General features: G+C 48.8%; 18 protein-coding genes. 2 read left to right on the top strand and 16 right to left on the bottom strand.

All coding sequences use genetic code 11. The features are described from left to right. Positions 1–61: 61 nt before the first annotated feature. From MUK70_RS04945 to MUK70_RS04920, 6 genes are all read right to left on the bottom strand, one after another. The gene (locus MUK70_RS04945) at positions 62–2,410 is read right to left on the bottom strand and encodes a glycoside hydrolase family 95 protein (RefSeq protein ID WP_234657548.1); all 2,349 of its coding nucleotides are present in this window, start codon (positions 2,408–2,410) and stop codon (positions 62–64) included. A gap of 373 nt (positions 2,411–2,783) precedes the next feature. Continuing rightward, positions 2,784–4,301 (bottom strand): RagB/SusD family nutrient uptake outer membrane protein, encoded by a 1,518-nt coding sequence (locus MUK70_RS04940; RefSeq protein WP_234657550.1) that lies wholly within the window; start codon positions 4,299–4,301, stop codon positions 2,784–2,786. Next, on the bottom strand, positions 4,301–7,378 hold the full coding sequence (locus MUK70_RS04935) for a SusC/RagA family TonB-linked outer membrane protein (protein WP_234657552.1): 3,078 nt from the start codon (positions 7,376–7,378) through the stop codon (positions 4,301–4,303). The genes MUK70_RS04940 and MUK70_RS04935 overlap by 1 nt, the downstream gene beginning before the upstream one ends. A gap of 137 nt (positions 7,379–7,515) precedes the next feature. Further along, a complete protein-coding gene (locus MUK70_RS04930) occupies positions 7,516–9,171 on the bottom strand; it encodes a sodium:solute symporter (RefSeq protein WP_234657553.1) in 1,656 nt (551 codons plus the stop codon). 15 nt (positions 9,172–9,186) lie between these two features. Next, positions 9,187–10,419 carry an enolase C-terminal domain-like protein gene (locus MUK70_RS04925; RefSeq protein ID WP_234657555.1) on the bottom strand — a complete coding sequence of 411 codons (1,233 nt, stop codon included), beginning with the start codon at positions 10,417–10,419 and terminating at the stop codon, positions 9,187–9,189. After that, positions 10,409–11,209, bottom strand: coding sequence for an SDR family NAD(P)-dependent oxidoreductase (locus MUK70_RS04920; RefSeq protein WP_234657557.1), 801 nt, complete (start codon positions 11,207–11,209; stop codon positions 10,409–10,411). The genes MUK70_RS04925 and MUK70_RS04920 overlap by 11 nt, the downstream gene beginning before the upstream one ends. A gap of 266 nt (positions 11,210–11,475) precedes the next feature. Between MUK70_RS04920 and MUK70_RS04915 the strand changes: the two genes are divergently transcribed. Beyond that, a complete protein-coding gene (locus tag MUK70_RS04915) occupies positions 11,476–12,372 on the top strand; it encodes an AraC family transcriptional regulator (protein WP_234657559.1) in 897 nt (298 codons plus the stop codon). A gap of 42 nt (positions 12,373–12,414) precedes the next feature. Here MUK70_RS04915 and MUK70_RS04910 read toward each other — a convergent pair whose 3' ends face one another. Continuing rightward, on the bottom strand, positions 12,415–13,605 hold the full coding sequence (locus MUK70_RS04910) for a serine hydrolase domain-containing protein (protein WP_234657560.1): 1,191 nt from the start codon (positions 13,603–13,605) through the stop codon (positions 12,415–12,417). A 181-nt stretch (positions 13,606–13,786) separates the two neighbouring features. Next, entirely contained in the window at positions 13,787–15,010 is a 1,224-nt protein-coding gene (locus tag MUK70_RS04905; RefSeq protein WP_234657561.1) for a mandelate racemase/muconate lactonizing enzyme family protein, read from the bottom strand. Between the two features lie 473 nt (positions 15,011–15,483). Between MUK70_RS04905 and MUK70_RS04900 the strand changes: the two genes are divergently transcribed. Then, positions 15,484–16,425 carry a sterol desaturase family protein gene (locus MUK70_RS04900; RefSeq protein WP_310590047.1) on the top strand — a complete coding sequence of 314 codons (942 nt, stop codon included), beginning with the start codon at positions 15,484–15,486 and terminating at the stop codon, positions 16,423–16,425. A gap of 2 nt (positions 16,426–16,427) precedes the next feature. Here the strand turns inward: MUK70_RS04900 and MUK70_RS04895 are convergent, their stop codons facing one another. The 8 genes from MUK70_RS04895 to MUK70_RS04865 all read right to left on the bottom strand — a co-directional run bounded on the left by MUK70_RS04895 (position 16,428) and on the right by MUK70_RS04865 (position 26,900). Continuing rightward, positions 16,428–18,200 carry a sulfatase-like hydrolase/transferase gene (locus MUK70_RS04895; RefSeq protein ID WP_234657563.1) on the bottom strand — a complete coding sequence of 591 codons (1,773 nt, stop codon included), beginning with the start codon at positions 18,198–18,200 and terminating at the stop codon, positions 16,428–16,430. Between the two features lie 57 nt (positions 18,201–18,257). After that, positions 18,258–18,944, bottom strand: coding sequence for a sulfatase/phosphatase domain-containing protein (locus tag MUK70_RS04890; RefSeq protein WP_374759737.1), 687 nt, complete (start codon positions 18,942–18,944; stop codon positions 18,258–18,260). After that, on the bottom strand, positions 18,881–19,063 hold the full coding sequence (locus MUK70_RS31085; protein WP_374759738.1) for a hypothetical protein: 183 nt from the start codon (positions 19,061–19,063) through the stop codon (positions 18,881–18,883). Before MUK70_RS31085 ends, MUK70_RS04890 begins: the two co-directional genes overlap by 64 nt. A 13-nt stretch (positions 19,064–19,076) precedes the next feature. Next, complete coding sequence (locus MUK70_RS04885) at positions 19,077–20,621, bottom strand: sulfatase family protein (protein WP_234657564.1); 1,545 nt, start codon at positions 20,619–20,621, stop codon at positions 19,077–19,079. A 78-nt stretch (positions 20,622–20,699) separates the two neighbouring features. After that, positions 20,700–23,003 (bottom strand): arylsulfatase, encoded by a 2,304-nt coding sequence (locus tag MUK70_RS04880; protein ID WP_234657565.1) that lies wholly within the window; start codon positions 23,001–23,003, stop codon positions 20,700–20,702. Between the two features lie 278 nt (positions 23,004–23,281). Beyond that, complete coding sequence (locus tag MUK70_RS04875) at positions 23,282–24,100, bottom strand: serine O-acetyltransferase (RefSeq protein WP_234657566.1); 819 nt, start codon at positions 24,098–24,100, stop codon at positions 23,282–23,284. Positions 24,101–24,178: 78 nt separating this feature from the next. Beyond that, a complete protein-coding gene (locus tag MUK70_RS04870) occupies positions 24,179–25,996 on the bottom strand; it encodes a family 2A encapsulin nanocompartment cargo protein cysteine desulfurase (protein WP_234657567.1) in 1,818 nt (605 codons plus the stop codon). Further along, positions 25,980–26,900 carry a family 2A encapsulin nanocompartment shell protein gene (locus MUK70_RS04865; protein WP_234602711.1) on the bottom strand — a complete coding sequence of 307 codons (921 nt, stop codon included), beginning with the start codon at positions 26,898–26,900 and terminating at the stop codon, positions 25,980–25,982. Before MUK70_RS04865 ends, MUK70_RS04870 begins: the two co-directional genes overlap by 17 nt. Between the last annotated feature and the right edge of the window lie 94 nt (positions 26,901–26,994).

Genomic DNA, 26,994 nt, shown 5'->3' with positions numbered 1-26,994 from the left:
GCTTATTATCAGGCATGTTGCGTTTTTAATTTGTTTAGAAATAGCCAGCATAACAGATATTTTAATGTGTTGATGTAATTTCCTTCTTTTCGCCATTCATTTTCACCCACACTTTCCGGGGTGTTTTTGACAAAACCTTATAATCCGTCACTTTACCGTTTTCCCATTTAAAATCTACGGTAAAATTTCCGCGCGCTTTCAAACCTTTCACTTCACCCGAGGCTTTCCAGGCATCCGGCATAGCGGGGAGAATGTCAATGTAACCATCGTGGCTTTGAATCAGCATTTCGGCGATCCCGGCTGTGCCGCCATAGTTCCCATCGATTTGGAATGGTGGACCGGCAACGAGCATGTTAGGATACACCCCGCCACCTGCTCCGTAGTTCATATTCGTATCCAGCGTGGGCACAAGGAGTTCTTTCAGCAATTTATTAGCGCGGTTACCATCGTGCAATCTCGCCCAAAACAACAGCTTATAAGCCTTCGACCAGCCCGGACTGTCATCGCCGCGCGCTTCCAGCGTTTTGGCGGAAGCAGCAGCGAGTTCAGGCGTTTTTTCCGGCGTAATGAGCGGTGCGGGGAAAAGTCCGTACAAATGGGCAATGTGGCGGTGTTTCGGCTCGACTTCTTTGTATTCTTCGAGCCACTCCATCAGCCGGCCGTCGCTTCCTACCACACCCGGCGGCGGCAATTGTTTCAATTTATTCTGCAATGTTGTTTTCAATGCGGCATCCACGCCCAGCACTTCGCAAGCCGTGATGACATTGGTGAAAAGCTCCCGCGTCATCTGGTTATCAATCGTTGGGCCCATGCAGATGGCGGCTGTTTTGCCATTGGGCAGGTAAAATGAGTTTTCAGGTGAAATGGACGGAGCGGTAACCAGCCAGCCTGTTTTTGGATGTTGCACCAATGCACTGTTGTAAAATTCCGCCGCGCCTTTCAGGATGGGATAAATGTCTTTGAGGTAATCTTTGTCTAATGTAAATGCATAATGTTCCCAAAGATTGTTGCAGATCCAACCCGAACCTGCATTGCTTGCGCCCCAGGAAGCCTCTTCGCCAGGTTCTGTAAAACCCCAGACATTGGTGATCACGTGCGCCACCCAGCCATCGGCATTGTAATATGCTTTCGCCGTTTTTTCGCCGGGTTTTACCAATCCTTTTACCAGATCAGCCAGCGGCAAATTGAGCTCCGAAAGGTTGACGACCTCCACCGGCCACTGGTTCATCTGAATGTTCACATCCAGGTGATAATCTCCGTTCCAGGGCGTCTGGATCTGGTTAGCCCAAAGCCCCTGCAAGTTCGGTGGCAATAACCCCACCCGCGTGCTGCTAATGCTGAGATAACGGCCATACTGGAAAAATAAAACGGGCAGCTCGTTGTCCGAACCGGGATTTTTCTGGAATGATGAAAGCCGCTGGTCCGTGGGCAAATCATCCCCTTTCGAACCACCCAGATGCAGCGTCGTACGATTGAAGAATTTCTGGTAATTGGCAATATGACTCTGTTTCTGAACAGTGTAAGATTTTTTCACTGCGACATCAATCAGCCTCTCCGTCTCCGTTTGGAAGTTTTTGTCTTTAAAATCTGTCCCAGCCGAAAAATAGAGAATGATCTCATCCGCATCCGTAATGACGATCTGCTTGCCAGAAACTGCCAGTTTCCCACCCTTCACCTGCGGCTTGATCTTGGCCAGGTATTTCATCCCTTTCCCGTCCGTTCCATTGTTCAGCTGCCCCGACATTTCGAGGGCATTGTTCTTCACAACAGTCTGAAAACGCTCGGGACGGTCGAGGTTAAGGCGCAAATTCAGCTGTCCCGGCTTGTCGGCCGAAATTTTGATTATGCCAATATCATCCCCAAAGCTCGTAAAGTATTCGCGCCTGTAAGTCACGCCGTTCACGGTGTAAACCAGACTCGCCACCGCATCACTCAGCGACAATTCACGCTTGTAATCTTTGTATTGAATGTTCGAGGAATCAACGCCTTTGTAAGCAAACTGCATTCGCAGGTTCCCCAGCACCTGATAACACCCAAAAGGCACATTAGCCCCGTCACCATGCCCCGATCCGGCGCCTTTGGCCACGAAATTCTGGTTCACCAGCTTCTGCGCTTCATCGTTTTTACCTTCCAGAAGCAGCCTGCGGATCTCAGGCAAGCTTTTATGCGCGTCATAATTATTCGCATCCTGCACCCCGCCGGACCAAAGCGTAATGTCGTTCAGTACCACATTCTCCCGCATCACCCCGCCATCACTCATCATCCCCAACCGCCCATTACCAACCGGAATGGTCTCCTCCCATTGGCTTGCCGGCTTGTTAAACCAAAGGCGTTGTGGTTTAACCTGGGCTATGGAAATGGTTGTTAATGAAATGGTTAATAGAAACGCTGTTATGAGTTTATATGTCATTGTTAGTGGTTTTTACTTATCATTCTATTTTGTTTCAGGCAGTTTGTTGTCTGGTAGAATCCTTTTTTGACAGCCTTCCTTGTCACGCCGCCTCCCTTTTTGTCAGCCTGAGCGGACCGGGCCGCCGGGCGGTCGAAGGCACGTGCACATTGTTACTTACAGGATTGATTGCCCGATGTCAACGAGCGTCCTGCACGTGCCTTCGACTCCGCTCAGGCTGACAAACGTATTGTGCTCAGGCTGACAGACGTATTGCGATCAGGCTGACAGACGTATTACGCTGGCTGACAGACGTATTACGCTCAGGCTGACAGACGTACTACGCTCAGCGTCACAAACGTATTTACGCTCAGCTGACAAAGTAGGCTGCGTCTCACAAATAATCCTCATTCTGCGTCAACACCCCGCCGCTCTTGTCAATTTCCGGCTGCGGAATGGGCCACTTATAGAACTTTTCTTCAAACTTATAAGGCACGAAGCTGTCTTTAACATTGTTCAAAACCTGCTCTGCGATGTGCCATCTTTTTAAATCATAATAGCGCAATCCTTCGAAGCCTAGCTCGATGCGGCGCTCGTGGCGGATTCTTTCCCGCATTTGGGCTTTGGTGAGTCCTGCTGGCAATGCGGGCATTTTGGAGCGGAGACGGATGTCGTTTACTGCTTTGTAAACGGTTGCGTCCGGACCGGAGATTTCATTTTGGGCTTCGGCATACATCAGTAAAACCTCCGCCAGGCGTAGCACTACTGCATTTTGCTGGCTTAATGTAGAGAAACCGAATGGAATGTTCTCAGGCGCAAGGAATTTCATCACACCATAGCCCGATGGCCGGCTGTTGGATGGAATGTGCACCCTGCCGCCGCCGAAATCTGGGTGATCGACGAAGACTGTTTTGGCCAGGCGCGAGTCGCGATTTTTGAATGGCTCTTTCTTATCTGTCAGCGGCGAGACGCCGTATGGCAGTCCGTCGGTGCATTCAAAGGCGTCTACAAAATTTTGTAACGGACTCGCAACCAGCCAGTCACCGTAATACATATCCCACGGCCGGGTGTTGTTCGGGGCCAGGAAATTCGTCGAATAGATGATCTCGGGATTATTTTTCTGTCCGGCATCACGGAAGACGTCTTCGAAGTTCGGGCTCAGGCTGTACTTCGGCATGATGGCGCTGGTTAGCGCTTTTACTTGTGTTAGCATGGCAGCATCCGGCGTTCCGTTTTCTCCGTAAGCGGCAAAAAGGAGCACACGCGCTTTCAACGCCTGGGCAGAAGTCACGGCAGCATGGCCACTATTTTGCGGATATGCATTCGCATTCAGATTGGCAATGGCAAAATCCAGGTCTGCATTGATCTGCGTCAGAATTTCGGCAGCGGGCACTTTGGGCTGGTTCTGCGTTTCCAATGTGAGCGGCTCTAAAACCAGCGGCACATCACCATACAAATGATATAACTGGAAATAGTAGTAAGCACGCAAAAACCGCACTTCTGCTTCGTAAAGCTTCCTGTTCTCTTCGGTAATGTCCGAATTTGTGTAAGCTTTCAGCTGCGACAGGAAAATATTCACCCGGGCAATGGCCTTGTAACTTTCACTATAAACCCCTGATACATAACCGCCTGTTGACGGGCTGATGCTGCCCGACGTGATCTCCTTGGCTGCGCCGGAATTGTGCTGCGCGAAACCATCGTCGGTCAGACAGTTCCAAACCGGCAGCTCCACCGCCCAGGGATCGGCTTGCATAGAAGCGTAATTGGCGGTCAATGCTTTGTCGAAATCACTTTTTGTTTTCCAGAATGTGGAAGACGAAATCTGATCCAGCGGGTTCAGTTCGAGGGAATCTTGGCATGCGCCGAACGCCAAAGTCAGCAGCATGAACAATTTTAGTTTCTGACTTTTCATTATAATTTGATATTTAGTCCGAATGAATAAATCTTGTTTTGAGGATATTGCACAAAGCTTCCGCTCCCGCCGCGCTCGGGATCCAGGCCCGGATATTTGGTGGCTGTCAGGAGGTTATCGCCTGAGAAAAACACGCGGAGATTATCAATGCCGATCTTTTTCACGACCGTTTGCGGCAGCGTATAACCAAATGTGAGGTTTTTCAAACGCAGATAAGAAGCGTCCTGCAGAAAGTAAGAAGAAGCCCTGCGAATGCGGTCGGGAGCGCCCCAGCCCCAGTAAATGCGCGGCATGGTCGTCGATGGGTTTTCGGGCGTCCAGCGATTTCTCCAATCCGTTGTAGGCGGTGAACCTTGCACAAATGGCACCGTTCCCCAGTTGTCGACAAAAAACTTAACATTGTTAACCCCTTGAAAAAGAGCCGAAATGTCAAAACCCTTCCAGTTGGCCGATGCATTGAATGAATAGTTCAGACCGGGATAATTGCCCGTCATCACCACGCGGTCTTCGTCATTTACCTTGCCGTCGCCATTGGCGTCGCGGAATCGGATGTCACCTGGAACGGTCGCATCATTGTATTGTTTCGGCGCGGCTGCGATCTCGTCGGCAGTCTGGAAAATGCCTTCCATTTCCAGCATGTAATACGTGTCGTATTCCTTGCCTTCTTCGCGGATGCGATAGCCTTCAATTTCACGCTGACCGAATTTCACCAGCTTGTTTTTATAATGTTCCAGATTCACGCCCACATTGTAGCCCAACCCCGAAAACATGCCGCTATTAACCTGGTGATTGTAAGAAAGTCCCAGCTCCACGCCCGTGTTTTGCATGGTCCCGTTATTGATGATCGGCGCGCCGAGTCCCACAACGCCAGTCACTTGCGATTTTCTAAGAATGTCCGTTGTTGTCTTGCGATACCAGTCGGCCGTCAGGTTCAGGCCGCGGAAAATGGTCAGGTCCAGGCCAAAGTCGGCAATGGTTGTGGTTTCCCATTTGATATTCGCATTGGAAAGGTTCGTCTGCGCCACGCCGGATGACAAATTGGAGTCATCAAATGAATAGTTTCCGGTAAAGCTCAGGATCGCCTGATAAGGATATTCTCCGATGTTCTGGTTGCCCAGCTGACCCCACGAACCTCGAAACTTCATGCTATTCAGCCAGTTCAGGTCCAGGTTTTTGATAAAATCTTCCTCCGTAACGCGCCATCCGGCCGAGAAGGAAGGAAAAACGCCCCAGCGTGAACCGGAAGCAAGGCGCGACGTTCCGTCATAACGCATATTGGCTTCCAGCAAATAACGCTCCTTGAAATTGTAGTTCAGCCTGCCAAAAATCGAGTTGATCGCCCATTGCTTCTGGGAACCATTGGCATATTGAATGGACGGACTTCCAGCGTTAATCTCTCGTAAAACATCGGTCGGAAAGTTTCTTCTAATCGCCTCGAGGTCCTGGAAAGAGTTCTTCTCGGTGCTGTAACCCACCTGCGCTTTAAATGCATGATTTTGTCCAAAAGTGTGCTCATAGTCCAGGTAGGAGAACAAATTGGTATAAATATTCTGCTCGTCCTTCACTTCCAGCCCCCCGCCGAGATCCAATGTTGCCATGAACGCATTCGTGCGGAAATTGTACAGCTGCAATGGCGGTTTGAAGGATTTTGTTTTGTAAAAATCCGCATTCACTGCGCCTTTCGCATACCAGGTTAAGCCTTTCAACAAATTCACCTCAAACCAGCCCTGCGTGTTGGCAGAATAATCCAGTTTGTCACGGTTAATGTGCCCGTCCAGCAGCGCGATGGGGTTTTTATTATTGTATTCCAAGTCATACGCCTTGTAAGTAAAACGTCCGCTGCCGTCGGCCAGTTTCGGGCCGTAAGTTGGCGCCTGGGACATTGCGGACAAAAACATATCTTCCGAGCCAAAAACGGGCGATTCGGTCTTGCCGGATTTCAGCGCAATGTTCGCCCCGAACTTGATCTTCTTATTGATCTGTGAAGCAATGTTCAGCCGCGCATTGTATTTTTCATAATCAAATCCTTTCATTACACCCTTCTGATTCACGTAACCAATGGAGGCATTGAAATGCGTTCCGCCGCGGCCTCCGTCGAAGGTGAGGTTATGCTGGTGCGTGGGAGCGGTTCGGAAAATGAGGCTGAGCCAGTCTGTGTTCGGGTAAAGGTTGCGGTCTGTCGCATTGCGGTATTCGTCAATCTGCTGCTGCGAATACAAGCCCGATGTTAAGCCCGAATTTACGCGCGCTTCATTATACAGCTCCATGTATTCGGCCGAATTGGTGATCAGGTCAAAGAGCTTTGTAGGCTTGCTAATGGCGTAATTTCCGCTGTATTGTACACTTAACTTACCTTCACTTCCTTTTTTTGTGGTTACCAAAATCACCCCGTTAGCAGCTCGCGCACCGTAAATGGAAGCAGAAGCCGCATCTTTCAAAACAGACACACTTTCAATGTTGTTCGGGTTCAGATCAGACATATTGCCTTGCACGCCGTCGATCAGCACGAGCGGATCGGAGCCGGCGTTACTGAATGTTCCCGTGCCTCTGATCCGAACCGAAATGCCTTCATTACCAGGCTCGCCCCTGCCCTGCGTCACCTGCACACCCGGCATTGTTCCCTGCAACATGGCAGTAGGGTTGGTAACCGGTCTTTTGATCATTTCGTCACCGCTTACTGTGGCCACGGCACCGGTCAGGTTCACCTTTTTCTGCGTTCCATAGCCGACTACAACCACTTCGCTCAGTTGCTTCAAATCTTCTTTCATCACCACATCAATGACGCTGCGCCCGCCCACGATTTGCTCCACAGCCTCATAACCAATGTAAGAGAATACGAGGATCGAATTTTGGTCGGCGACATTCACCGAATACTTGCCATTCAGATCGGTGACTGTGCCCGAATTGGTGCCTTTTACAGTAATCGAAACGCCCGGCAGACCTCCATTATCTCCGGCAGTAACAGTTCCGGTAATGTCAACCGCCTGTGCGGACGCGGAAATCATACTGACGACGCACAGCAAAAAAGTCAGCAGCAGCCTGGGAAGCTGCCATTTGGTTAAGGTAGATTTTTCCATATTCTTTCATTAATTTATACTATTTGATGGGGTAAAATTAAAGCGCGGAAAATCACATTGAAATGGACTAACCTGATAAAAACATGGATAATACGATTATAGAAAGTGGATTTTCCGCTGATTTAACAAGTAACTTTTTACCTGAAAAACCAGAACAGGAAACACATGATCCCGGCCAGGAGCAGTGACAGGGTTTTGTAATTTCCTAACCCTTTCCAGCCGGGAGTTAGCAGGGATTCAAAGGGCGATTTCCAATAAAGTTGGAGACTTTCGGAAGTGTGGCGGACAGGGAAGATGAAGGAGCAAACGACCTGGACCCATACGCAAAAACAAAATAAATAGAACGCCATCATCATGAAAGGAATCTGGCCAACGGCTGTTTCCGGGTATAACTTATTTACTGTAAACACAATGACGCCGACCGCCGAGCCGATCCAAAGTGTAAATTTGGAAGAAGCCGCGGACGCATTTTTCCAGAAAATCCCGAGCAGAAAAACGCAAGTGATGGGCGGCGCAATGTGTGCTATAATGTCGTTTAGACCATTGAAAATACTCTCATAACTGTTTAAAAGCGGCAATGTGGCTAGTGCAACGATCAGCGCAACGCCCGCCGAGATTTTCCCCACGCGGATGAGCTGCTTGTCCGAAGCATCAGGCTTGCGGCGCTGATACAGATCATAACTGACCAGTGTTGAAATAGAATTCAGTGCACCCGAGATCTGGCTCATCAAGCCCGACAGCAACGCGGCGACCAATATGCCGACCAGGCCTTTTGGCAAAAGCTGGGTGATCATTAATGTATAAATCCCTTTGCTGTTGACGACGGTTTTGCCTGCGGAAACGGTTTGTAATGCTGAGATATCCAGTCCGCCGGATTGCGATAATGTATAGGCAAAAAGGCCAGGCAGTACGAAAATGAAAACGGGCAGGATTTTGATAAAACCACAAAAAAGCGGACCGATGCGTGCATGATTTTCGTCTTTCGCACCCAGCACACGCTGGACAATCGTCTGATCAGCACACCAATACCAAATCCCCAAAATCGGGTAACCCAGGAACACCGCATACCAGGGCATGCCGCTGCTATCGCCATGCGGACGCATCATCGACAATTTTTCAAGCTGGTCTGTCGCCTGCAGCACATGGACCATCGGCTCCCACCCGCCCATTTTGTTATAAGCCGCAACGCTGATGATCACCGCGCCGAACAAGAGCACAATGGTTTGAATGGACTCGGTCACCACCACCGCCGTTAACCCGCCGACAATGGTGTAAATGGCCGTAATGACGGAAATGGCGATGATACTGGTGTACATATCCACGCCAAATAATGTTTGCAGCACAATGCCGCCGGCTAGCAATGAAAATGAAATGTGTACAATAACGGCCGAAACGACGGAAATCACAGCCAGCCAGTCGCGGCTTGCGCGGTCGTAGCGTTTTTCCAGGAAATCGGGCAAAGTGGAAACTCCCGAACGGATGTAGAATGGCGCGAAGAACAGGGTGAGCAGGATCAGAATGAATGCGGCCATCCATTCGAAATTCCCGTTCAACAGTCCCGTATCAAAACCGCTTTGCGCGAGGCTTACCAGGTGCACGCAGGAAATGTTGGTCGCAAACAAGGCCAGCCCGATGGTGGGCCAGCGCAATGTTTTTCCAGCCAAAAAGTAGGCACCAGCTTCATTCGTGCCGGTTTTCGATTGGTTTTTATGTTTCAGTCCAGCCCACAAACCGATGACAAAAATCGCCGTGATGTACAACGCGCTTATCGTGATATCGATGGTGTGGATCATATTGGAAAAGAGATTTTAGTGATGCAAAGCGATCAGATCGCAACTGCTGCCGGGTTCCTGCGGTGTTTCGTAAACGCCGTTTCGGATACGGGCCGGATGGACGAAATGTTTCTGCAAATGCGGAATGTGCTCCAAAAATAACGCTTCATGCCCCATTGCCATGTGGTTATACAACACCAAATGCTGATGCAGCTGTCCCATATCACCCACATGCGGCACAACGGGAATGCCAAACTTTTTACACAACAAACTGATCGTCAGAAACTCGCTCACGCCGCCAACCCGCACGGCGTCCACCTGGATGAATGCGGCCGCTTTGGCTTGCAGGTAATTTTTAAAAATAACTTTATTTGGCACATGTTCGCCCAATGCCAATTTTACGGGCGCGATTTCGCGGGCCAGTGTCCGGTGCGCCAGCACATCGTCGGGGTGCGTGGGTTCTTCGATCCAATAGGGGTTCATCGTTGCCAGTTGCTTGCAGATTGCGATCGCATTCGGCAGGGTCCATTGCTGGTTGGCGTCGAGCATTACTTTCACGCTTTCTCCCGCAACCTCCCGTACAATGTGCGCACGGCGAATGTCCCGATCGGGATCGGCGGAGCCCACTTTCAGTTTCATCGCGGTAAATCCTTCGGCAATTGCTTTTTTGCAATTTTCCCGTACCTTTTCGTCGGAATAGTTAAACCAGCCGATCGACGTGTCATAGCCCGGGTAACCCGTTTTCAAAATACTTTCACGGCTTGATTTGCCCATATATTCCTGCTTTAATAAAGCTAATGCCTGTTCTTTGGTCAGCTCATCTTCGAGATATGAGAAGTCCAGTGTATTGATGATCGCTTCCGGCGAAAGGTCGGTCAGCAACTTCCAGAGCGGCACGCCGCGTTTTTTGGCCCAAAGATCGTAACATGCATTGGTAACGGACGCCAACGCCAGATGCACAACGCCTTTGTGTGGCCCGAGCCAGCGAAATTGCTGATCGTCAGACAATTGCCTAAATAATGTACCAAAGTCGGTCATCATTTCTTCAATGTCTTTACCCACAAGCTTTTGCGCATAATATTGGGCGGCTTTGCACACGAGATCGTTGCCTTCGCCCAATGTGAATGCGAAGCCGGTTCCGGTCGTGCCGCTGTCGTCGATGAGCTGGGTGACGGCGTAGGAATAAATGGGGTCGCGATGGATGGCGTCGCTGCCTGCGCTGCCGTCGAGCTGGTAACGGGCGTCTTTTACTGCAATTTTATAGATCATGAAAATGGTTGTGTTTGCCGGACAGCTTTTTGTAACCCAGTTCCGCACCGCCGCTGACGGGCAGGATGCAGCCGGTCACAAAACGCGCCATATCTGAAATCAGGAACAGGCAAGCGTCGGCGACAACGTCACCTTCGGGGCAATAACCCAGGGCATGAATGTTATTGAGATATGCTTCCGCAGTTTCCGGATCGGGCTGCTGCTGGCTCCAGGTGCGCAGCAGCGGCGTGATCACACCCGCCGGCGCCACCGCATTGACGCGGATCCCGAAAGGTGCATAATCCAGCGCCATCGACTTGGTCAGCGCATTCACCGCGCCTTTGGTCGCTGTGTACGCCGCATGGATCTCCTGCCCTATTTCACCTACCAGACTCCCCGTGTTCAGAATGTTCCCGCTTGAATTTTTAAGCGCATCAATTCCGTGAAAAGTGGTGTTGTAAATGCCGCCTACATTGACTTCAAACAGCTTGTGCCACTCTTCATCGGAAGTTTCGTGCAGGGCTTTGGAAGGATTTGAAATGCCCGCATTGTTGTGAATCACATCGATTTTACCAAAAATTTTAAGGCAATGCGCGATAGCATATTTCACCTCCCGCGAACTGGATACGTCCGCGAGCACAAACTCCGCCGTCCGTTCATTCAGCTCCATTTTGGCGCGGGAAATGCTGCGCGGGTCATTACTAATAATGCAAAGGCTCGCCCCTGCCCGCTGGTAAGCTTTGGCGCACTCGAACCCGATCCCCTCGGTCCCTCCCGTCAGAAAAACGACTTTATCGGCTAATAGCAACATATATCGTGGAATGTATAATCATCGTATCAAATCTTCGGAAACCAGCTTGTGGAACCGAAAGCCAAAAGTAGAATAGCATCATGCTGTTACATATAGCACATTCACTTATTTTGATGGAGAATGCTACGATTACACATTTTACTTAAACACTCATTTTTATAATCAAAACCATATTAGTTTTAAATATTTATCTAAAATTGGCTATTATCGCACCTTCGAAAAATTAGTAATGGAAAATACGATTAAAATAACAAGGGAAGATGAGCATGAGTTTTAAGAGAAGGGATGGGTTTGAAGGTGAGAAGCTGATCAGTCTTCCACCGGGGATTCTGCGGGATGTTGTTCACAAAAATCCGGCATTGTTTCAGCTCTATATCACGCACATCGGTTATTTTCCAAAAGCGCTTTTCCATTATCGCGAACGACGCAAGGGTTGCGAGGATAACATTCTGATCTATTGCATTCAGGGGAAGGGTCATTATGTGATCGGCGATAAAAAGTTTGCCGTTTCGGCCAATCAATTCATTCTGCTGCCGGCCACTGATCAATACATTCGCTATTGGGCCGATCATGAAGATCCGTGGACGATTTACTGGGTGCATTACACAGGTCCGGCCATTGACAGCTTTAATCAATCGTTGCAAATCACGCCGCAAAAAGGGCCTGTCAACCTCATTTTCAATGATAAAACGCTGGACACTTGGCACCGGCTTTACCAAAGTCTGGAAATGGGTTACAGCCTGGAAAACCTGGCTAATGCCACCATGTGCCTGCCCTATTTCATGGCCATGTTCCTTTATCCCGACAAACATCTGATCTCCGAAAATGCAGAGAAACCGGATATTGTAACCGAAACAATTACCCATATGCGGCTGCATCTGGATAAAAAACTATCTGTGGAAGATATGGCCCAAAAACATAAGTTTTCCTGCTCACATTTTTCCATGCTGTTTCGGAAAGGCACGGGCATGGCGCCGGTTGATTATTTTATCCATTTAAAAATGCAGAAGGCTTGCCAGCTCATTTATGCCAATGAGGGCAAAATCAAAGAAATCGCCATGAGCCTGGGCTATGACGATCCGTTTTACTTTTCCAGGGTGTTCAAGAAGAACATGGGACAGTCACCCGAGCAATACAGGTTAACAGCGAAGAAAGTAGGATAGTAAGCAAGGATATCGCTCTCGACCAGCCAGGGGGAACGACGGTCAATTCCAGGTCTGGATACCGATTACTCCGTGCCATAACAGATAGCAGCTAATAACCAGATGCAGTCCGGTTAAAATAACAATGTGCATGTAAATATTCCTGCTCAACACTATTTTCCTGGCTAGTACAATGGTAATGACAGACCAGGCCGTTGCCAGTGCAAACGCGATCGTCAAGACCATAATGGAAACCGACACAAAGCTGATTTTACCCAGCAGTTCAAACGGATCTTTCCCGCCAATGGAAGCCATTATTGATGCACAGATAAAAAACAGGCTCGCGAAGACCGGCCACAAGCCCATAGTCTGATACGTTAATCTGCCAGCTTTACCCATTCGCCAGCGGACGAGCCGGATAATTCCGTAGACCACAGAGCCGATCAGATAGCAGATCCACAAACCCAGCAGAATGAGTCGGCCAAATGCCACAACAGGTGACACCCGCATGAGAACCTGTGTATCTGCCTGCAGGACATCGCCTGCAATGGGGTCATTCGCTATCACCATACTGACTTTTCCGGTTTGCTGTGAGACAAACTGGTGATCAGTGACAGCCTGATAGGTTTCGACCCCGCTGCCCAAGAGGTTAGATCTGAATATAAATTTTCCTTTTCCCCAGATGTGCTGCACATTCACGACCCGGTCCAGATAATCGGAAGCCTGAATCCTGGGATTGATCATCGTGTAATAACCATTGATATCCGCGTCGGGGACAAATGTGGAGCTGTCCAAACGAACCGTCTTGTCTGATTTCAGATGGCGTGTCTGGAAACTGCGCACGAGCTGCTGGATGCGGTGCAGGGCATTTCCATCACCGGAATTGATCATGAGCGCATAGCCAGCCTGGTGATCTGGCAGGTAGGAAAAATCGGCTAACCCGCCATTTACGCCTCCACCGTGTGATCGGTAAACGTAGCTTTTATATGGCGAGGAATAATTTGACAACCCATATCCGTATTCCAGTCCACGCCTGGCACCGATCGTGGTTGCCGACATCTCCATGCGTTCCAGAGACTTTTCACTCAGAATCCGCAGATTGTCTACGCTGCCGGTTTCTTTCAGCACTTTCTGGATGGCTGTTTGCAGCTCTTTAATTGTCTCCGGCTCTTTTGGCTGTGCCCTCAGTCGGTTAGCAGAAAGTATGAGCAAAATAATTAAAACCGATCTGAACAGACTTGAAATGACGGCCATTATCTTTAATTTTTGTAAAGAGGATGCTGGGTCAATAGTGAAGCAGATACTTATATTGTTTTACTCAAAAAGGCTGATGCCGGAATACTTCATGGAAGTTTTGTTGCTACAAGGTGGCTTCAAAGGCAACCTAACCCGCAAGCGCTGCTGGCCGGTTTTTATCCATGGTGCGCTCGAATTTCTAAATACTGTATTTCCTTAGAACCGACTCATTAAATCCGTGTCCAAGCCCCGGCGCGTCCGGAACGTGGATGTAACCTTCGTCAAAATGCTCGGCTGGGGACAACAACCCGGCACGCCACGGCACTTCACCATACGCATATTCGAGAATTGAAAAGTTGGGGATCGCTGCGCAGACCTGCACACTTGCCGCCGTAGAAATGGGCCCGCTGGGATTGTGCGGGGCGACTGTTATATTTTCTGCGCTTTCGGCCAATGCAGAAATAAAACGCAGTTCCTGAATTCCGCCGCAATGCTTCACGTCGGGCATAATGATATCGAGTGCGCGGGTTGAGATAATTTTGGCAAATCCTTGCCGGCCAAAAATAGACTCTCCGCCGGCAGATCCCTGCGAAATCGCGTCCGTGATCGCTTTTGTATCTTCGACATTCTTTTCAGGATCGACAGCCTCTTCATACCAATATAAATGAGCACTTTCGAGGCGTTTTGCTGTGGAAATAGCCAGGTCTTTGTTCAAATGGCTGTGCACGTCGATCAGCAGGTCAATGTCTTTTCCGATCGTTTTCCGAACTGCCTCCACGCAGGAAATGGCATAGTCAATATCCGAATCGATCTGCGGCTGACTGGCTGTCTTCAAGGGCTTCATGTCGTCAAACGGCGCGAGCTTCACCGCTTTGAAACCACTTTCCAAAGCATTCTCAGCATTTCTCTGAAAGTCCGGGATGAGCCTGCGTCCATTTGCGTCGCGCGCATTAGTGGCACGGTTGATATTGGCATATACTTTCAATTTGTCACGCAGCTTTCCGCCCAGCAAATCGTAAACCGGCACGCCGAGCGCCTTTCCTTTCAAATCCCACAATGCATGTTCGATCGCGCTGAAAGCGGTAATTGCAGCCTTCCCTTTTTCCGCGGCGGCTTTCAATCCGCGCTGACGAAACTGTTCGATATTAAACGGAGATTCCCCTTTAACGAGTCCAAAGAAATGTTTGATCTCTGCGCGCAGCTGCCCCGGTCCGTCTTTCACGGCAAAGCCGTGAGAAGCCTCGCCCAAACCAGTTAGACCTTTATTCGTTTTCAGTTCGACAAAATGCCAGTTTCCACGTGCATTGACCTTCACCTCGTGGATCCGGATGTCCGTGACAACCAGTTTCTGATCGGTAATTTGCGGTAACATCAAAGCGGCGGGAATCCCAGCCGCATGCTTGGTAAATGTCCTTCTGTTCATACTAAAAAGCGATCACGGAGAACCAGGCTGTCCTGGCAAGGCAATTTATATACTAAACCGATAGATTATATATCTTTATTCAAAATTTTTATAGTTTTGGGCTGTAAGTAAAAATCACGGAACAGTCCCTGCCTCGATATTCTGATTTCTTACTTTACCGCAGGCGTCGCTAATGACAAACCGATAACCTAAATGCTGACAAAAATGAACCTGAATTACATGGGCGCTGGCAGTCCCGGTGTTTTTGCTGTTTATTGGGCTGGAATATTTAATCTCCAAAAAACTCGGTCGCAACGTCTTCAACTTCACAAGTTCGATCACCAATATGAATGTGGGTGTGGCTGAACGCCTGATTGATATGTTTACTGCCGCTTCATTCTATTTTTTTTACGAGTATCTCCACGAACATTACGCCATTTTCGACATCAAGCCGGGCATTTTGATGTGGGTTTCGCTTTGTACTTGCTACCGATCTGATCTGGTACTGGTACCACCGGTTTGGACATGAGATCAATATTTTCTGGGGATTTCACGTCGTGCATCATACCAGCGAAGAGTTCAACTATACAGCGGGCACAAGGATCACCGTTTTTCAGGCGTTTGTACGGACCGCGTTCTGGGCTGTACTGCCGGTGATAGGCTTTCCGCCAGCAATGATAACGACCATGCTGATCATACATGGTTTTTACCCATTTTTTACCCACACCCAGCTCATTGGAAAATTAGGGATATTGGAACATGTTTTAGTCACACCATCGCACCACCGCGTGCACCATGCCAGCAACGAGGCATATCTCGACAAGAATTTCGGCGATATGTTCATTATCTGGGATAAATTATTCGGGACTTTTGCAGAAGAAAAAGAAACTCCGAAATACGGACTAACGAAGCAGTTGGGAAGCCACAGCTTTTTGTGGCAGCACTTTCATTATTTGGTTGAGCTTGCCTATGCCGTCAAAAGGACTCCGGGAGTTTATCACAAGCTAAAAATTATATTCGGGCGTCCTGCCGACTTCGATCCTGAGCTCAGAGGGGTCGCTGAAAAAAGGTTTTTATCCAAACACAAAGTACGGACGCGCTCCCAAAAATTTCGTTTTTATGCTGTCATTCAGTTTGCCTTGATGGTTACGACATTGTTCTTTCTCTTGCTGTTCGAGCACTATATTGCAACATACATCCAGATTATGGTTGCGCTTACGATCTTTGTCACCCTGATCAACTGCGGAGCTATTCTGGAACAACGACGTTGGGTTTTTTATATTGAATTCATGCGTGCCAGTCTGATTGTGCTCATTACATTCTATTATTTTCCACATCCGACAACCTTCCTGTTCCTGTCCGCGCTCACCGTTGCTTGCCTGGCCTATTTCTCGAATTTGCAGAAGCAATATCTCAGCATCATCTATGGGCGCTAACGTTATTTTACCAAGATCAACTCAACCGCACGGATATCGGCAAACTTTTGTCCTTTAATGTCGGTCGCAAGCAGCTTCAATGTTCCCCTACCCCTTTGCAAGTCGAGTTCACCGATATGCAATGTTTTAAATTCCTTTTCGTACGATTCAGCTTGTCTTTTTACCCGGTCGGGACTGTCGATCAGCGGCGGGTCAAATGCGTCTTTGATCTTTCCTGAGATACTTTTTTCGTTAAATGTCAGCGTGAACGCATCGCCGGGTCCGGGGCTGGTGTAATGGATATTGACCTTGTATTTTCCGGTTGTATTCACCTCTACATTCCAGGTTACGAACGATTCGAGATCATTCCAGTTTGTGATCCAGGAAGAGTTTGGTGCCGATGCGCTATAAGAGAGCGTGCTGCCTTTGGAACGATGCAAAACCGCATCCTGCGAAGGAAGAACCGCTTTTGGAAATTGCCTGTAACCAACCGGCAGCCACCGCACGGTATCAATGCTGCCAATCATTTCTGACTGCCAGTTTTCCAGAGCCGCCGAGAGTGTTTTAGCCAGTTCCGGCTCTTTTAGGGCAATGTCATTTTGCTGGGTAGAGTCTTTGAGAAGGTCAAAAAGTGAGCCGCCGGAAAACAGGTAACTTCCTTTTCGCACGCTGCTGCTTTTATTGATTGAAGTAAAAAGTACGCGCTCGGAAACCTGCGGAATTTTTCCCGTTAATACGGGTTTCAGACTAATCCCATCGAGCGGTTTTGTTCCTGAAGATGAAACCCCCGCAAGATCAGTCAATGTTGGGAGCAGGTCAATGTAAGCTGCATTGCCGTCGATGACCTTGCCGGCTGTAATTTTGCCAGGCCAGCGAATTAAAAACGGCACGCGCACGCCACCTTCGTCTGCCATGCCTTTGCGACCTTTCATATCTCCGTTCCAGCGCCAGGAGTTCGGTCCATTATCGGTCATGTAGATTACAATGGTATTGTCCGAAAGTTTAAGCTGATCAAGTTTTGACAGGATCCGACCCACATTATCATCAATATTCTCACACATAGCCAGTGCAGAAATCGTCACTTCAATCTCCTCAGCACTTTTATTTTTACTAAACATATTAATTCGCTTCGCTTTCACGCGGTCATAATACTTGTCCGAAACCTGAAAAGGCGAATGCGGCGCATTGTAGGGCACATAGCACACGAAAGGCTGCGCCTTGTTCTGTTCAATAAATGCAATGGCCTTGTTGGTCAGGTCGTCGGTGATATAACCCTTGCTGCGTACCGGCTCACCATTGTGATCGAGCATGGTGTTAAAATAATTGGCATAATGTCCGCTCAGGAATCCATAGAATTCATCAAATCCGCGGCCATTCGGATGATAGGGATACTGACTTCCATTGTGCCATTTCCCAAAAGCCCCCGTCGCATAACCTGCCTTTTTGAATAGGTCGGCAAATGTTACCTCGTCCAGGTTCATAAATTCTTTCGAACTGGAAACTCCCCAGACGCCCGTCCGGTAGTGATACCGGCCAGTCAGCAACCCCGCCCGGGTAGGCGCGCACAAGGGCGCTACATAAAACCGCGAAAAGCGGGCACCCTCCCGGCCGATCCTGTCAATATTAGGCGTGCTGACATTCGTATTTCCATGAATGCTCAAATCGCCCCATCCCTGATCGTCTGCGAGAATGAACACAATGTTGGGCTTGGACTGCGCGCTGACATGTTTTGGGGGCAAAAATGCACTCAGCAAAGTCAGGAGCAACAAAAAGCACCGATTTCGAAGGTTTTTCATGGACGTATCACATTATTCTTGTTCATGTAGTCAAATGGAACAAAGAACTGGAGAAGCCTACTTCTTTGCAACTTTTTTGTAATCCGGATTTCGCTGCGGCATGTTCGCATTGACTTCTTTTCGCCAGGCGGCTAATGCTGCTTTTAATTCCTTTGCTTTTGCAGGATTTGAAGCAGACAGATCTTTCGTTTCGCTCATGTCTTTGGTTAAATCGAAGAGCTCTGTTTTCCCGGTCTCATACATTTCCACCAGCTTGAAATCGCCCTGCCTGATCGCAGCACCCGGACGGGCCTTCCTGATTGCTGAATGCGGATAATGCCAGTAGAACGGGCCACGGTCAAAGGGTTTTTCGGGATTCAGCAGGACATTATAGAAGCTTTTTCCGTCGGGCAGATTTTGCTGGTTTGTTATTCCTAAAATCTCCGAGAATGTTGAAAAGTAATCTGTTCCAATCACCTGATTTTCGGTCACCAGATTGTCTTTGATCCTGCCTTTCCACGAAAAAATCAATGGCACACGTATCCCACCCTCATACACATGGCCTTTCCATTTCCGAAGCGGTTCAAGGTTTGTTGGGGCCGGTCCAAGTTCGGCCATGCCCAGGCCACCATTGTCAGATGTGAAAATGATGATCGTGTTGTCAAGCAACTTGTTCTCGGCTAGCTGCTTCACCACGCGCCCTACACCATCGTCCATACTTTCCAGCATGGCAGCGTAGTTTGGATTGAATTTGTCTTTGTACACAAATCGGTGTAACCGAGGTCGTCGGCCATTATGAAAACGACATTCGGCTTGCGATTTTGGGCCAGGGCGGGCACAACTAATGCCAGCAAATGGACAAAGATGAGTGTGAATTTGAACATTTTATATTACTTTTTAGTCTGACCGGCGCGAGGTGCTTTGGCCTTGAATCCTGATCTTTTCAAGTAATGCAGCCAGCTCTTTTACCCTTTCCGGATGCTGCGTAGCCAGATTTTTTTGCTCACCAAGGTCTTCCAGCAAATTGTAAAGCTGCGGATCGGGATCTCGGCCGTTCTCGTTGCCATTCTTCTGCGTTTTAGGTCCGGATGAAGGTTCAATGTATTTCCAGCCATCCTTAATGATGGCAATTACCCCACCCTGTTCCACCAAAATCTGACGTCCTGATCTGGATTTCCCGGTAAATGCTGCAAACAAATCTTCGCTGTCGGGTGCATCGTGCGGCTGCAATTTTTGTTTGAAAAAACCTGCAAAAGATGCCAGCAAGTCGAGCTGACAAACCAGCGCATCGGTTACTGTTCCCGGCTTCACAATGCCTGGCCAGCGCACAAGAAATGGCACCCGCGTTCCTGCTTCGAAAGCGCTGCCTTTTCCTCCTCGTAAAGGGCCTCGCGGATTGTGCCCATTCAGCTGCGTTACCGCACCATCGTCGTAGCCGTCGTCCAGCACGGGGCCATTGTCACTGGTGAAAATCACAATTGTATTTTTCTCAATGCCCAGCTCCTTTAATTTATCCAACACTTTCCCCACTGTCCAGTCTAGCTGCAAAATTGCGTCTCCACGTAACCCTAAGCCACTTTTACCTTTGAATTCCGTACTCGGCATACGAGGCACATGGATGTCGTTAAGAGAAAAATACAGAAAAAAAGGGTTCTGCCGGTTGTTTTCAATAAATGCAAGCGCTTTGTCTGTGAATACGTGACCTATTTCCTCATCAGCCCAACGCGCTTTTTTGCCGCCGGTCGTAAAACCGATCCGGCCTATGCCGTTCACAATTGTATTGTTATGACCGTGATCGGGAGAAGCATTCAGTTTCAATAGCTCGGGGTTTTCTTTACCTGTCGGTTCATTTCCGATTTTTTCCTGATAGCTGACTTCTATCGGATCCGAGGCTTCCAGGCCAACGACCACCTGATTTTCCAGAAAAATGGTCGGTACTCTGTCACCAGTTGCCGGAAAAATGAAGGAATAGTCGAACCCAACAGCATCAGGGCCCTTTTTTATGGGCCGGTTCCAGTTGATCTTTTCCCCCTGCTCGCCCAATCCAAGATGCCACTTTCCTACAACACCTGTTTTGTATCCGGATTTGCGGAAAACGGCAGGCAGCGTTGCTTTGTCGATTGGAATAATTAGATTAGCGTCACCCGGAAGCACGCCTGTGCCTTTTTTACGCCAAGGGTATTCCCCTGTCAGCAACCCGTAACGCGAGGGCGTGCAAGTACCTGAGGTGGTGTGTGCATTGGTAAACCGAAGCCCTTCCTGCGCAAGACGGTCAGTATTTGGCGTTTTGATTCTGGTAGCGCCGTAAGCGCCCAGATCTCCATAGCCAAGATCGTCGGCATAAATGTAAATGACATTGGGTTTCTGACTCTGGGCGTTTACTGATCCAAAGGAGCATGTCGCAGCCATTATACCCGCGACGAAAAACCGAAATTGATTCATTTGGTGTTACTGTGTATTTTATATTCTACCCGGCCGGGCAATTAAATTCTTTAAGTAAGCAATATTCGTCAGCTGACATCATTTTCCTGCCGGCTGGCTTTTCTCGCCCTCACCCTGCTCAATCACCACCGACTTTACCACGCCGGTAAATGCAAAAGTTCCACCATAAGATTTGGTAACCGGCGAGTTCAGATCCAGGCCAATGCTGAACCCATCGGTTGCGGCTGAATTGAGATACTTGTTACGGTTTTCAATATTTAGTTCGGCCGACTTTTCATTATTTACATACAGTGTGACCTTGTTGTATTTCGCAAATTCAACCTTAATAGCGTTTATTCCGGCCAAAAGGCTTTTGGAAGAAGTTAACAATATCTCTTTCAAACCATCATTCAGCAGATATTGCAGCTTATTATCCTTCACAAACAAACTGGTTCCTCCAAGTAACCCGCCATTTGAAAAAACAACGCCCTGCGCATTCCTGTCTTTGAGGTCAACGGTAGCCGTGATTGTCACAGGCCCTTTTCCAATGTAAACCCTGGTCTTGATGCTGGCGCCCTCATAGATGACCGATTTGGCGGTGACCGGCGGTGGCGCAAGTCCAGCGCGGAAGTTTTTCAGCGGGTACACGTCGTATTTTTGCGCCTCCTCGTCAAATAGCTTTTTAAGTGTCTCGAGCTTTTCGGGATATTTCGCGGCCAGGTCATTGATCTCATTGTAATCTTCATTCAAATTGTACAGCTCCCATTTATCCCTGCTGAAATCAGCGATGAAATTGATGTCCATTGTGTTTTCACCGAACGTATTCCTAGGGTGATAGACACTTGCTTTCCAGCCATCTTTATAAATAGATCGCCCGCCATGGAGCTCATAATATTGCTGACTGTGGCGGCTTGGCGCTTTGGCGTCGCCAAGCGAATAGGTTAGCGAAGTGCCGTGAAACGGACGTTGCGGATAACCGTTAATCACCTCGGGGACTTTTAATGCAGCCAGTTCAATGGTCGTCGGCAGAATGTCGATCACGTGTGAATATTGCGGCCGCAACCCACCTCTTTCTTTAATGCCTTTCGGGTAATGCACGATCAGCGTCGTATGCGATGCGCCTTCGGCGTTGACATCGCTTTTCCAGTAACGGAAGGGTGTATTCGTTGCCTGCGACCAGCCGAGCGGGTAATTCGGGTAACTGTATTCAGTCCCAATTTTATCATATTGCGAGAGCAAAAAGCCAATGTTATCGCCAGCAGCCTTCTCAGCTGTACCAACCGTTCCGGTATAAGTTCCTTCCTTACTGCCCCCATTATCACCCACAACCAGAAAGATCAGGGTGTTATCCAGCTGCCCGATTTCTTCGAGGTATTTGGTCACACGACCTATTTCATAGTCGGTGTACGTCAAAAACCCTGCGTACACTTCCATGAATCTTGCGTACAATTTCCTTTCATCTGCGGAAAGTGAGTCCCAGGCTTTAATGCCAGTCTGCCGGGGCGCGAGCTGCGTATTTTTTGGAATTAGTCCCGCGGCAAGCTGGCGTTTGAGCACTTCCTCACGGTATTTGTCCCAACCTGCATCGAATTTCCCTTTGTACTTATCACTCCATTCCCTTGCAACGTGATGCGGGGCGTGCGCAGCCCCGGTTGCGAAATACATAAAAAACGGTTTTTCAGGATCGGCTGATTTCTGATTGGCAATGTAGGAAATTGCTTTGTCAGCCATTAGTTCGTTCAAATGCCGCGTGTTGGGCTCAATGTTAACAGGTGAGGTTTCTTCCACCAGCTGCGGGTGCCACTGGTCGGTTGCGCCGCCGAGGAAACCGTAGAAATGTTCAAATCCACGACCGGTCGGATAGCGGTTATACGGACCGGCAATCGTCAGATCGCGCGGCTGGTTACCATGCCACTTACCTAATGCAAACGTATTGTAGCCATTTTCTTTAAAGATTTCGGCTACCGTTCCCGCTTCAAACGGAATATTTCCATGATAACCCGGAGCCCCAATCCCAAGTTCAGCATGGTGCCCCATGGCAACACTGTGCGGGTTGCGGCCGGTAAGCAATGCAGCGCGTGTCGGACTGCAGATGCCAGTCGTATGAAAATTCGTATAACGCAGGCCGTTTTTGGCCAGCTTCTCAAAATTGGGTGTTTCAATCAATCCGCCAAATGCGGAAGTGGCGCCGAAACCAACATCATCGAGCAAAATCCAGACCACATTGGGTGCACCTTTCGGCGCCTTTACCTGCTCCTGCCACCATTGCTGCGTCTCTTCAATTGTCTTGCCGACTTTGCCTTTAAAAGTTTGCTGCGGATCATGCTGGGCGAAAACTGGTCCAAATGCAAATGCGGATAGCAATGCCGTAGCGACCCATTGTCTGTAAAATACTGGTCTCATATTCTCTTTTTTAAACTCCTCTATTTGAATTCTTGAACCAACCTAATGCAGTGTCTATTCGGCGAAGCTAAACCTGCCCGAAAGCGCTCGCACAATGTATTGCTGAGCAAATGATGATCTGGTAAAAGAATCTTCGCATGGTTTGACGTTTGTAAGAATTTACAAAAGGCTGTCTGCGTGACAAAGAGCAAAGAAAATGAAATATGCAATTAATCCATAGGCTTTATAGATTAAACTTGCGTGCAATACCACCAGAAGTCAGTCGGGCGCAGCATTATTTAATCCTGGGAATCCTTCTGTACAATCCGCAACTGATGTGTATTGAAAACCTGCGAATTCGGCTCAACGCTCCTGGTCAGGAATACACTTCCGCCAATAACACTGTTTTTACCGATCACAGTGTCGCCTCCCAGAATGGTGGTCCTTGCATAAATGATCACATTATCCTCCACAGTCGGGTGACGTTTGGTTAGTGCGAGATTTTTGGCAACCTGTAATGCACCAAGCGTAACTCCCTGGTAAATACTTACGTTTTGACCGATTATACTCGTCGCCCCAATCACAATTCCCGTACCGTGATCGATCATAAACGGCACGCCGATTGCTGCATTCGGGTGAATATCCACACCCGTTTTTCCATGCGCATATTCACTGAGAATCCTGGGCAAAACCGGGATGCCCAGTCTGACAAGTCGATTGGCAATGCGGTATACGGCGATCGCATAAAATCCGGGATACGAAACGATCACTTCATTGACACTATGGGACGCCGGATCATATTCATTGATCTTGTTGGCATCATGGCGGAGATCCTGATAAATCCCTTCGAGTGAATGGTAAAATTTGTCAACCACGTCGTCAATATCGATCCCGGATGGTTCGAGATAACTAAGCAGGATATTTTCGAGATCAATCTGATTTTTCTTTAAAATCCCTTCATATGCGCTGCTTTTGGGCAAATGGTTGCTTGGGAAAAGAAATTGTAGCAGTCCGTCGAGCCAGGCGATCGCATCAACGGAGGATGGCGTTGCCTCCCATTCTGCATTGTGTGTTTTCTTAAGGAGATCAATTAAGGAACGCGTATTGAGGTTTTTCATGAGTGGGCATTTCGATGCATGCTATAAACATTGCGGTGCGCTGGGTCAATTTCCAGCGCGCCGCAATAAAATCGTCTGCTATTTCCTGGCCTTTCGCAGCCGGTACAATGTTTCAATCAAAACATCAATCTCGGATGTAGTATTGTAAAATGCAAGCGATGGACGAACAGTAGTTTCCACCCCAAACCGGCGAAGTATCGGCTGGGCGCAGTGGTGACCCGACCTTACCGCAATTCCTTCGTTGTTCAGAGCCGCACCAACTTCTTCTGTTTTATAGCCCTCAAAAACGAAAGACAAAACAGAAGCTTTATCAGGCGCAGTGCCGATCTGACGCAGTCCGGGAATGTTCTTCAATAATCCGGTAGCATATTGAAGCAGGTTATGCTCATACTGGTGAATGGCGTCTATTCCGATTTTATTTACATAGTCGATAGCCGCACCAAGACCAACTGCGTCGGCAATGTTGCCGGTCCCTGCCTCAAAACGGTTGGGGGCTTTGTGAAAACGGGTATGCTCAAATGTTACGTCTTCGATCATGTTGCCGCCTCCCTGCCAGGTTTGGGTATCATTCAGCAGATCCTCCTTTCCGTAAAGCACGCCGATGCCGGTTGGACCGAACACCTTGTGACCTGAAAAAACAAACCAGTCTGCATTCAGCGCCTGTACATCCGTACGCAAATGCGACACGGATTGTGCGCCGTCGACCAGCACCTTCGCTCCCACCGAATGCGCCATTTGAACAATTTGCATTGCTGGTGTTACCGTTCCCAGGGCATTTGAAACCTGCGTGAATGAGACAAGTCTGGTTCGGTGATTAAGGAGTTTGGCATATTCACTCAACAGAATCTGCCCGTCGTCATCAACAGGAATAACCCTGATTTTGAAACCCTTCTTGCCCGCCAGCTGCTGCCAGGGCACAATATTGGCATGATGTTCCAGGTTGCTGAGAATGATTTCATCCCCTGCGTGCAGATTTTCATCGCCCCAGGTTTTAGCCACCAGATTGATCGCTTCCGTTGCACCACGAACGAAAATAACCTCATTCACAGAACGCGCATTCAGGAACGACCTGCATTTTTCACGGGCAGCTTCGTAAGCGTCCGTCGCCCGCGCGGCGAGTTCGTGCGCAGCGCGGTGGATGTTTGAGTTTTCGTGTTGGTAAAAATAAGAAACCCTGTCGATCACGGACTGCGGTTTTTGGGTAGTAGCCGCATTGTCAAACCAGATCAGCGGTTTTCCATTCACCTTTTCCTGAAAAATAGGAAAGTCTTTTCTAACCAGATTGACATCAAAAAAACGATTCGCCGATTTACCTTCAAGATGAGGAAAAGTGCTGCCGGTAAGCTGTGCGCTTTGAACGGAGTTGTATCCGAACGGATCATTTCCCCGAAAGCCCGCGCCGGACAAAAAGTAGTACTGCGCACTTCCCAAGCCTGCATTCGAAGGAAGTTGCGGCGGGCTTTTGAATGTATTGATGGTAGACCACAATGTGCTCACATCCGGCTCAAAGGATGTATCTGCCGACTGCGGAAATGCTACCGCGTATCCCGGCCCATGGCGCACAACGGACGGAGAGACGCCGCTCCCGGCAGCCGTGGCGGACGCTGGAAAATGCGGGTCCGACAAGCTGGTCTGCGGATTATTTACATCGAAAGGTTGAATGTGGTCCTCGCCCGGCGCCCGCCCTTTTTCAAACAGAGACGGCAATCGCTCATGAACAAGGTTCAGCGACTTTTTTAGCCGGGGATGGTCGGCCAGATCCGGCGAAAAGTTGGCTTGTGGAACTTCATTAGGCAGCAATTTGAAAAGTTCATTCGCAAGCTGCTCAATTTCATTCACGTCGGGCAAGCCGGAAATGCCGTTATCTGACTGAGGTAAATTAATATTTGTACTCATGATAGTTTCCGATTTCGACATCTTCCAGGACTGCAATCGCATCTTCTACCAGCACTGCCAGCGAGCAATACAAGGAAACCAGATATGACGCGATCGCCTTATCATTAATCCCCATAAAACGTACCGACAGCCCTGGCGACTGCTCCCCGGGAAGTCCAGGCTGATAAAGTCCCACAACCCCCTGGCGGCTCTCGCCGGTGCGGATCAGCATTATTTTACTTTTTCCATTCTCAATGGGCAATTTGTCTGACGGAAATAATGGAATGCCTCTCCATGTGATAAACTGGGACCCGAAAAACGATGCTGTCGGAGGTGGTACGCCTTTGCGCGTGCACTCTCTGCCAAAGGCGGCGATGGCTTGCGGATGTGCCAGGAAAAACCCGGGCTCTTTCCATACTTTGGTGATCAGGTCGTCCAGGTCATCCGGCGTTGGCGGGCCCAGACGTGTGGAAATGCGTTGCGAAGGGGCAATGCTGTGAAGTAATCCATATTCCTGATTGTTGATGAGCTCGCTCTCCTGGCGTTCTTTAATGCTCTCAATGGTAAGCCGAAGCTGCTCGCTGATCTGGTTATACGGCTTGCTGTATAAATCCGAAACACGCGTATGCACATCGAGTACCGTATTAACCGCCGTCAGATTGTACTCTCGGGGATTTTCAACATAGTCGATAAATGTATGCGGCAATTCTCTTTCGTCACGTCCGGAACAATCCACCTCGGCCACACTGCCTTCCTTCACTTTGTTGAGACGATAAACGCCCGACTCAACGGGTATCCAGTTTAATAAATGTGTAAGCCACCTCGGGGTGATCGACACCATTTGCGGGACCGTGCGGGTCGCAATGGCGAGTTGCCGGGCGGCTACATCGCCGAGTGCGGTTTGTTGCGTGTTCTGTTTTGCCATCTTATTTTATAATTGATTAATTGATTGCAATTGCTGCCGTTTCAGAGCGGCTGCGTTTTTTGTGCCACGAACATACGTCAATTTAAAGCCTGAA

It is taken from the genome of Dyadobacter chenwenxiniae (assembly GCF_022869785.1).
GTDB classification, from domain to species: Bacteria; Bacteroidota; Bacteroidia; order Cytophagales; family Spirosomataceae; genus Dyadobacter; species Dyadobacter chenwenxiniae.
Note: the sequence above shows the minus strand (reverse complement) of the source record. Positions and strands in the feature narration are given on the sequence as shown.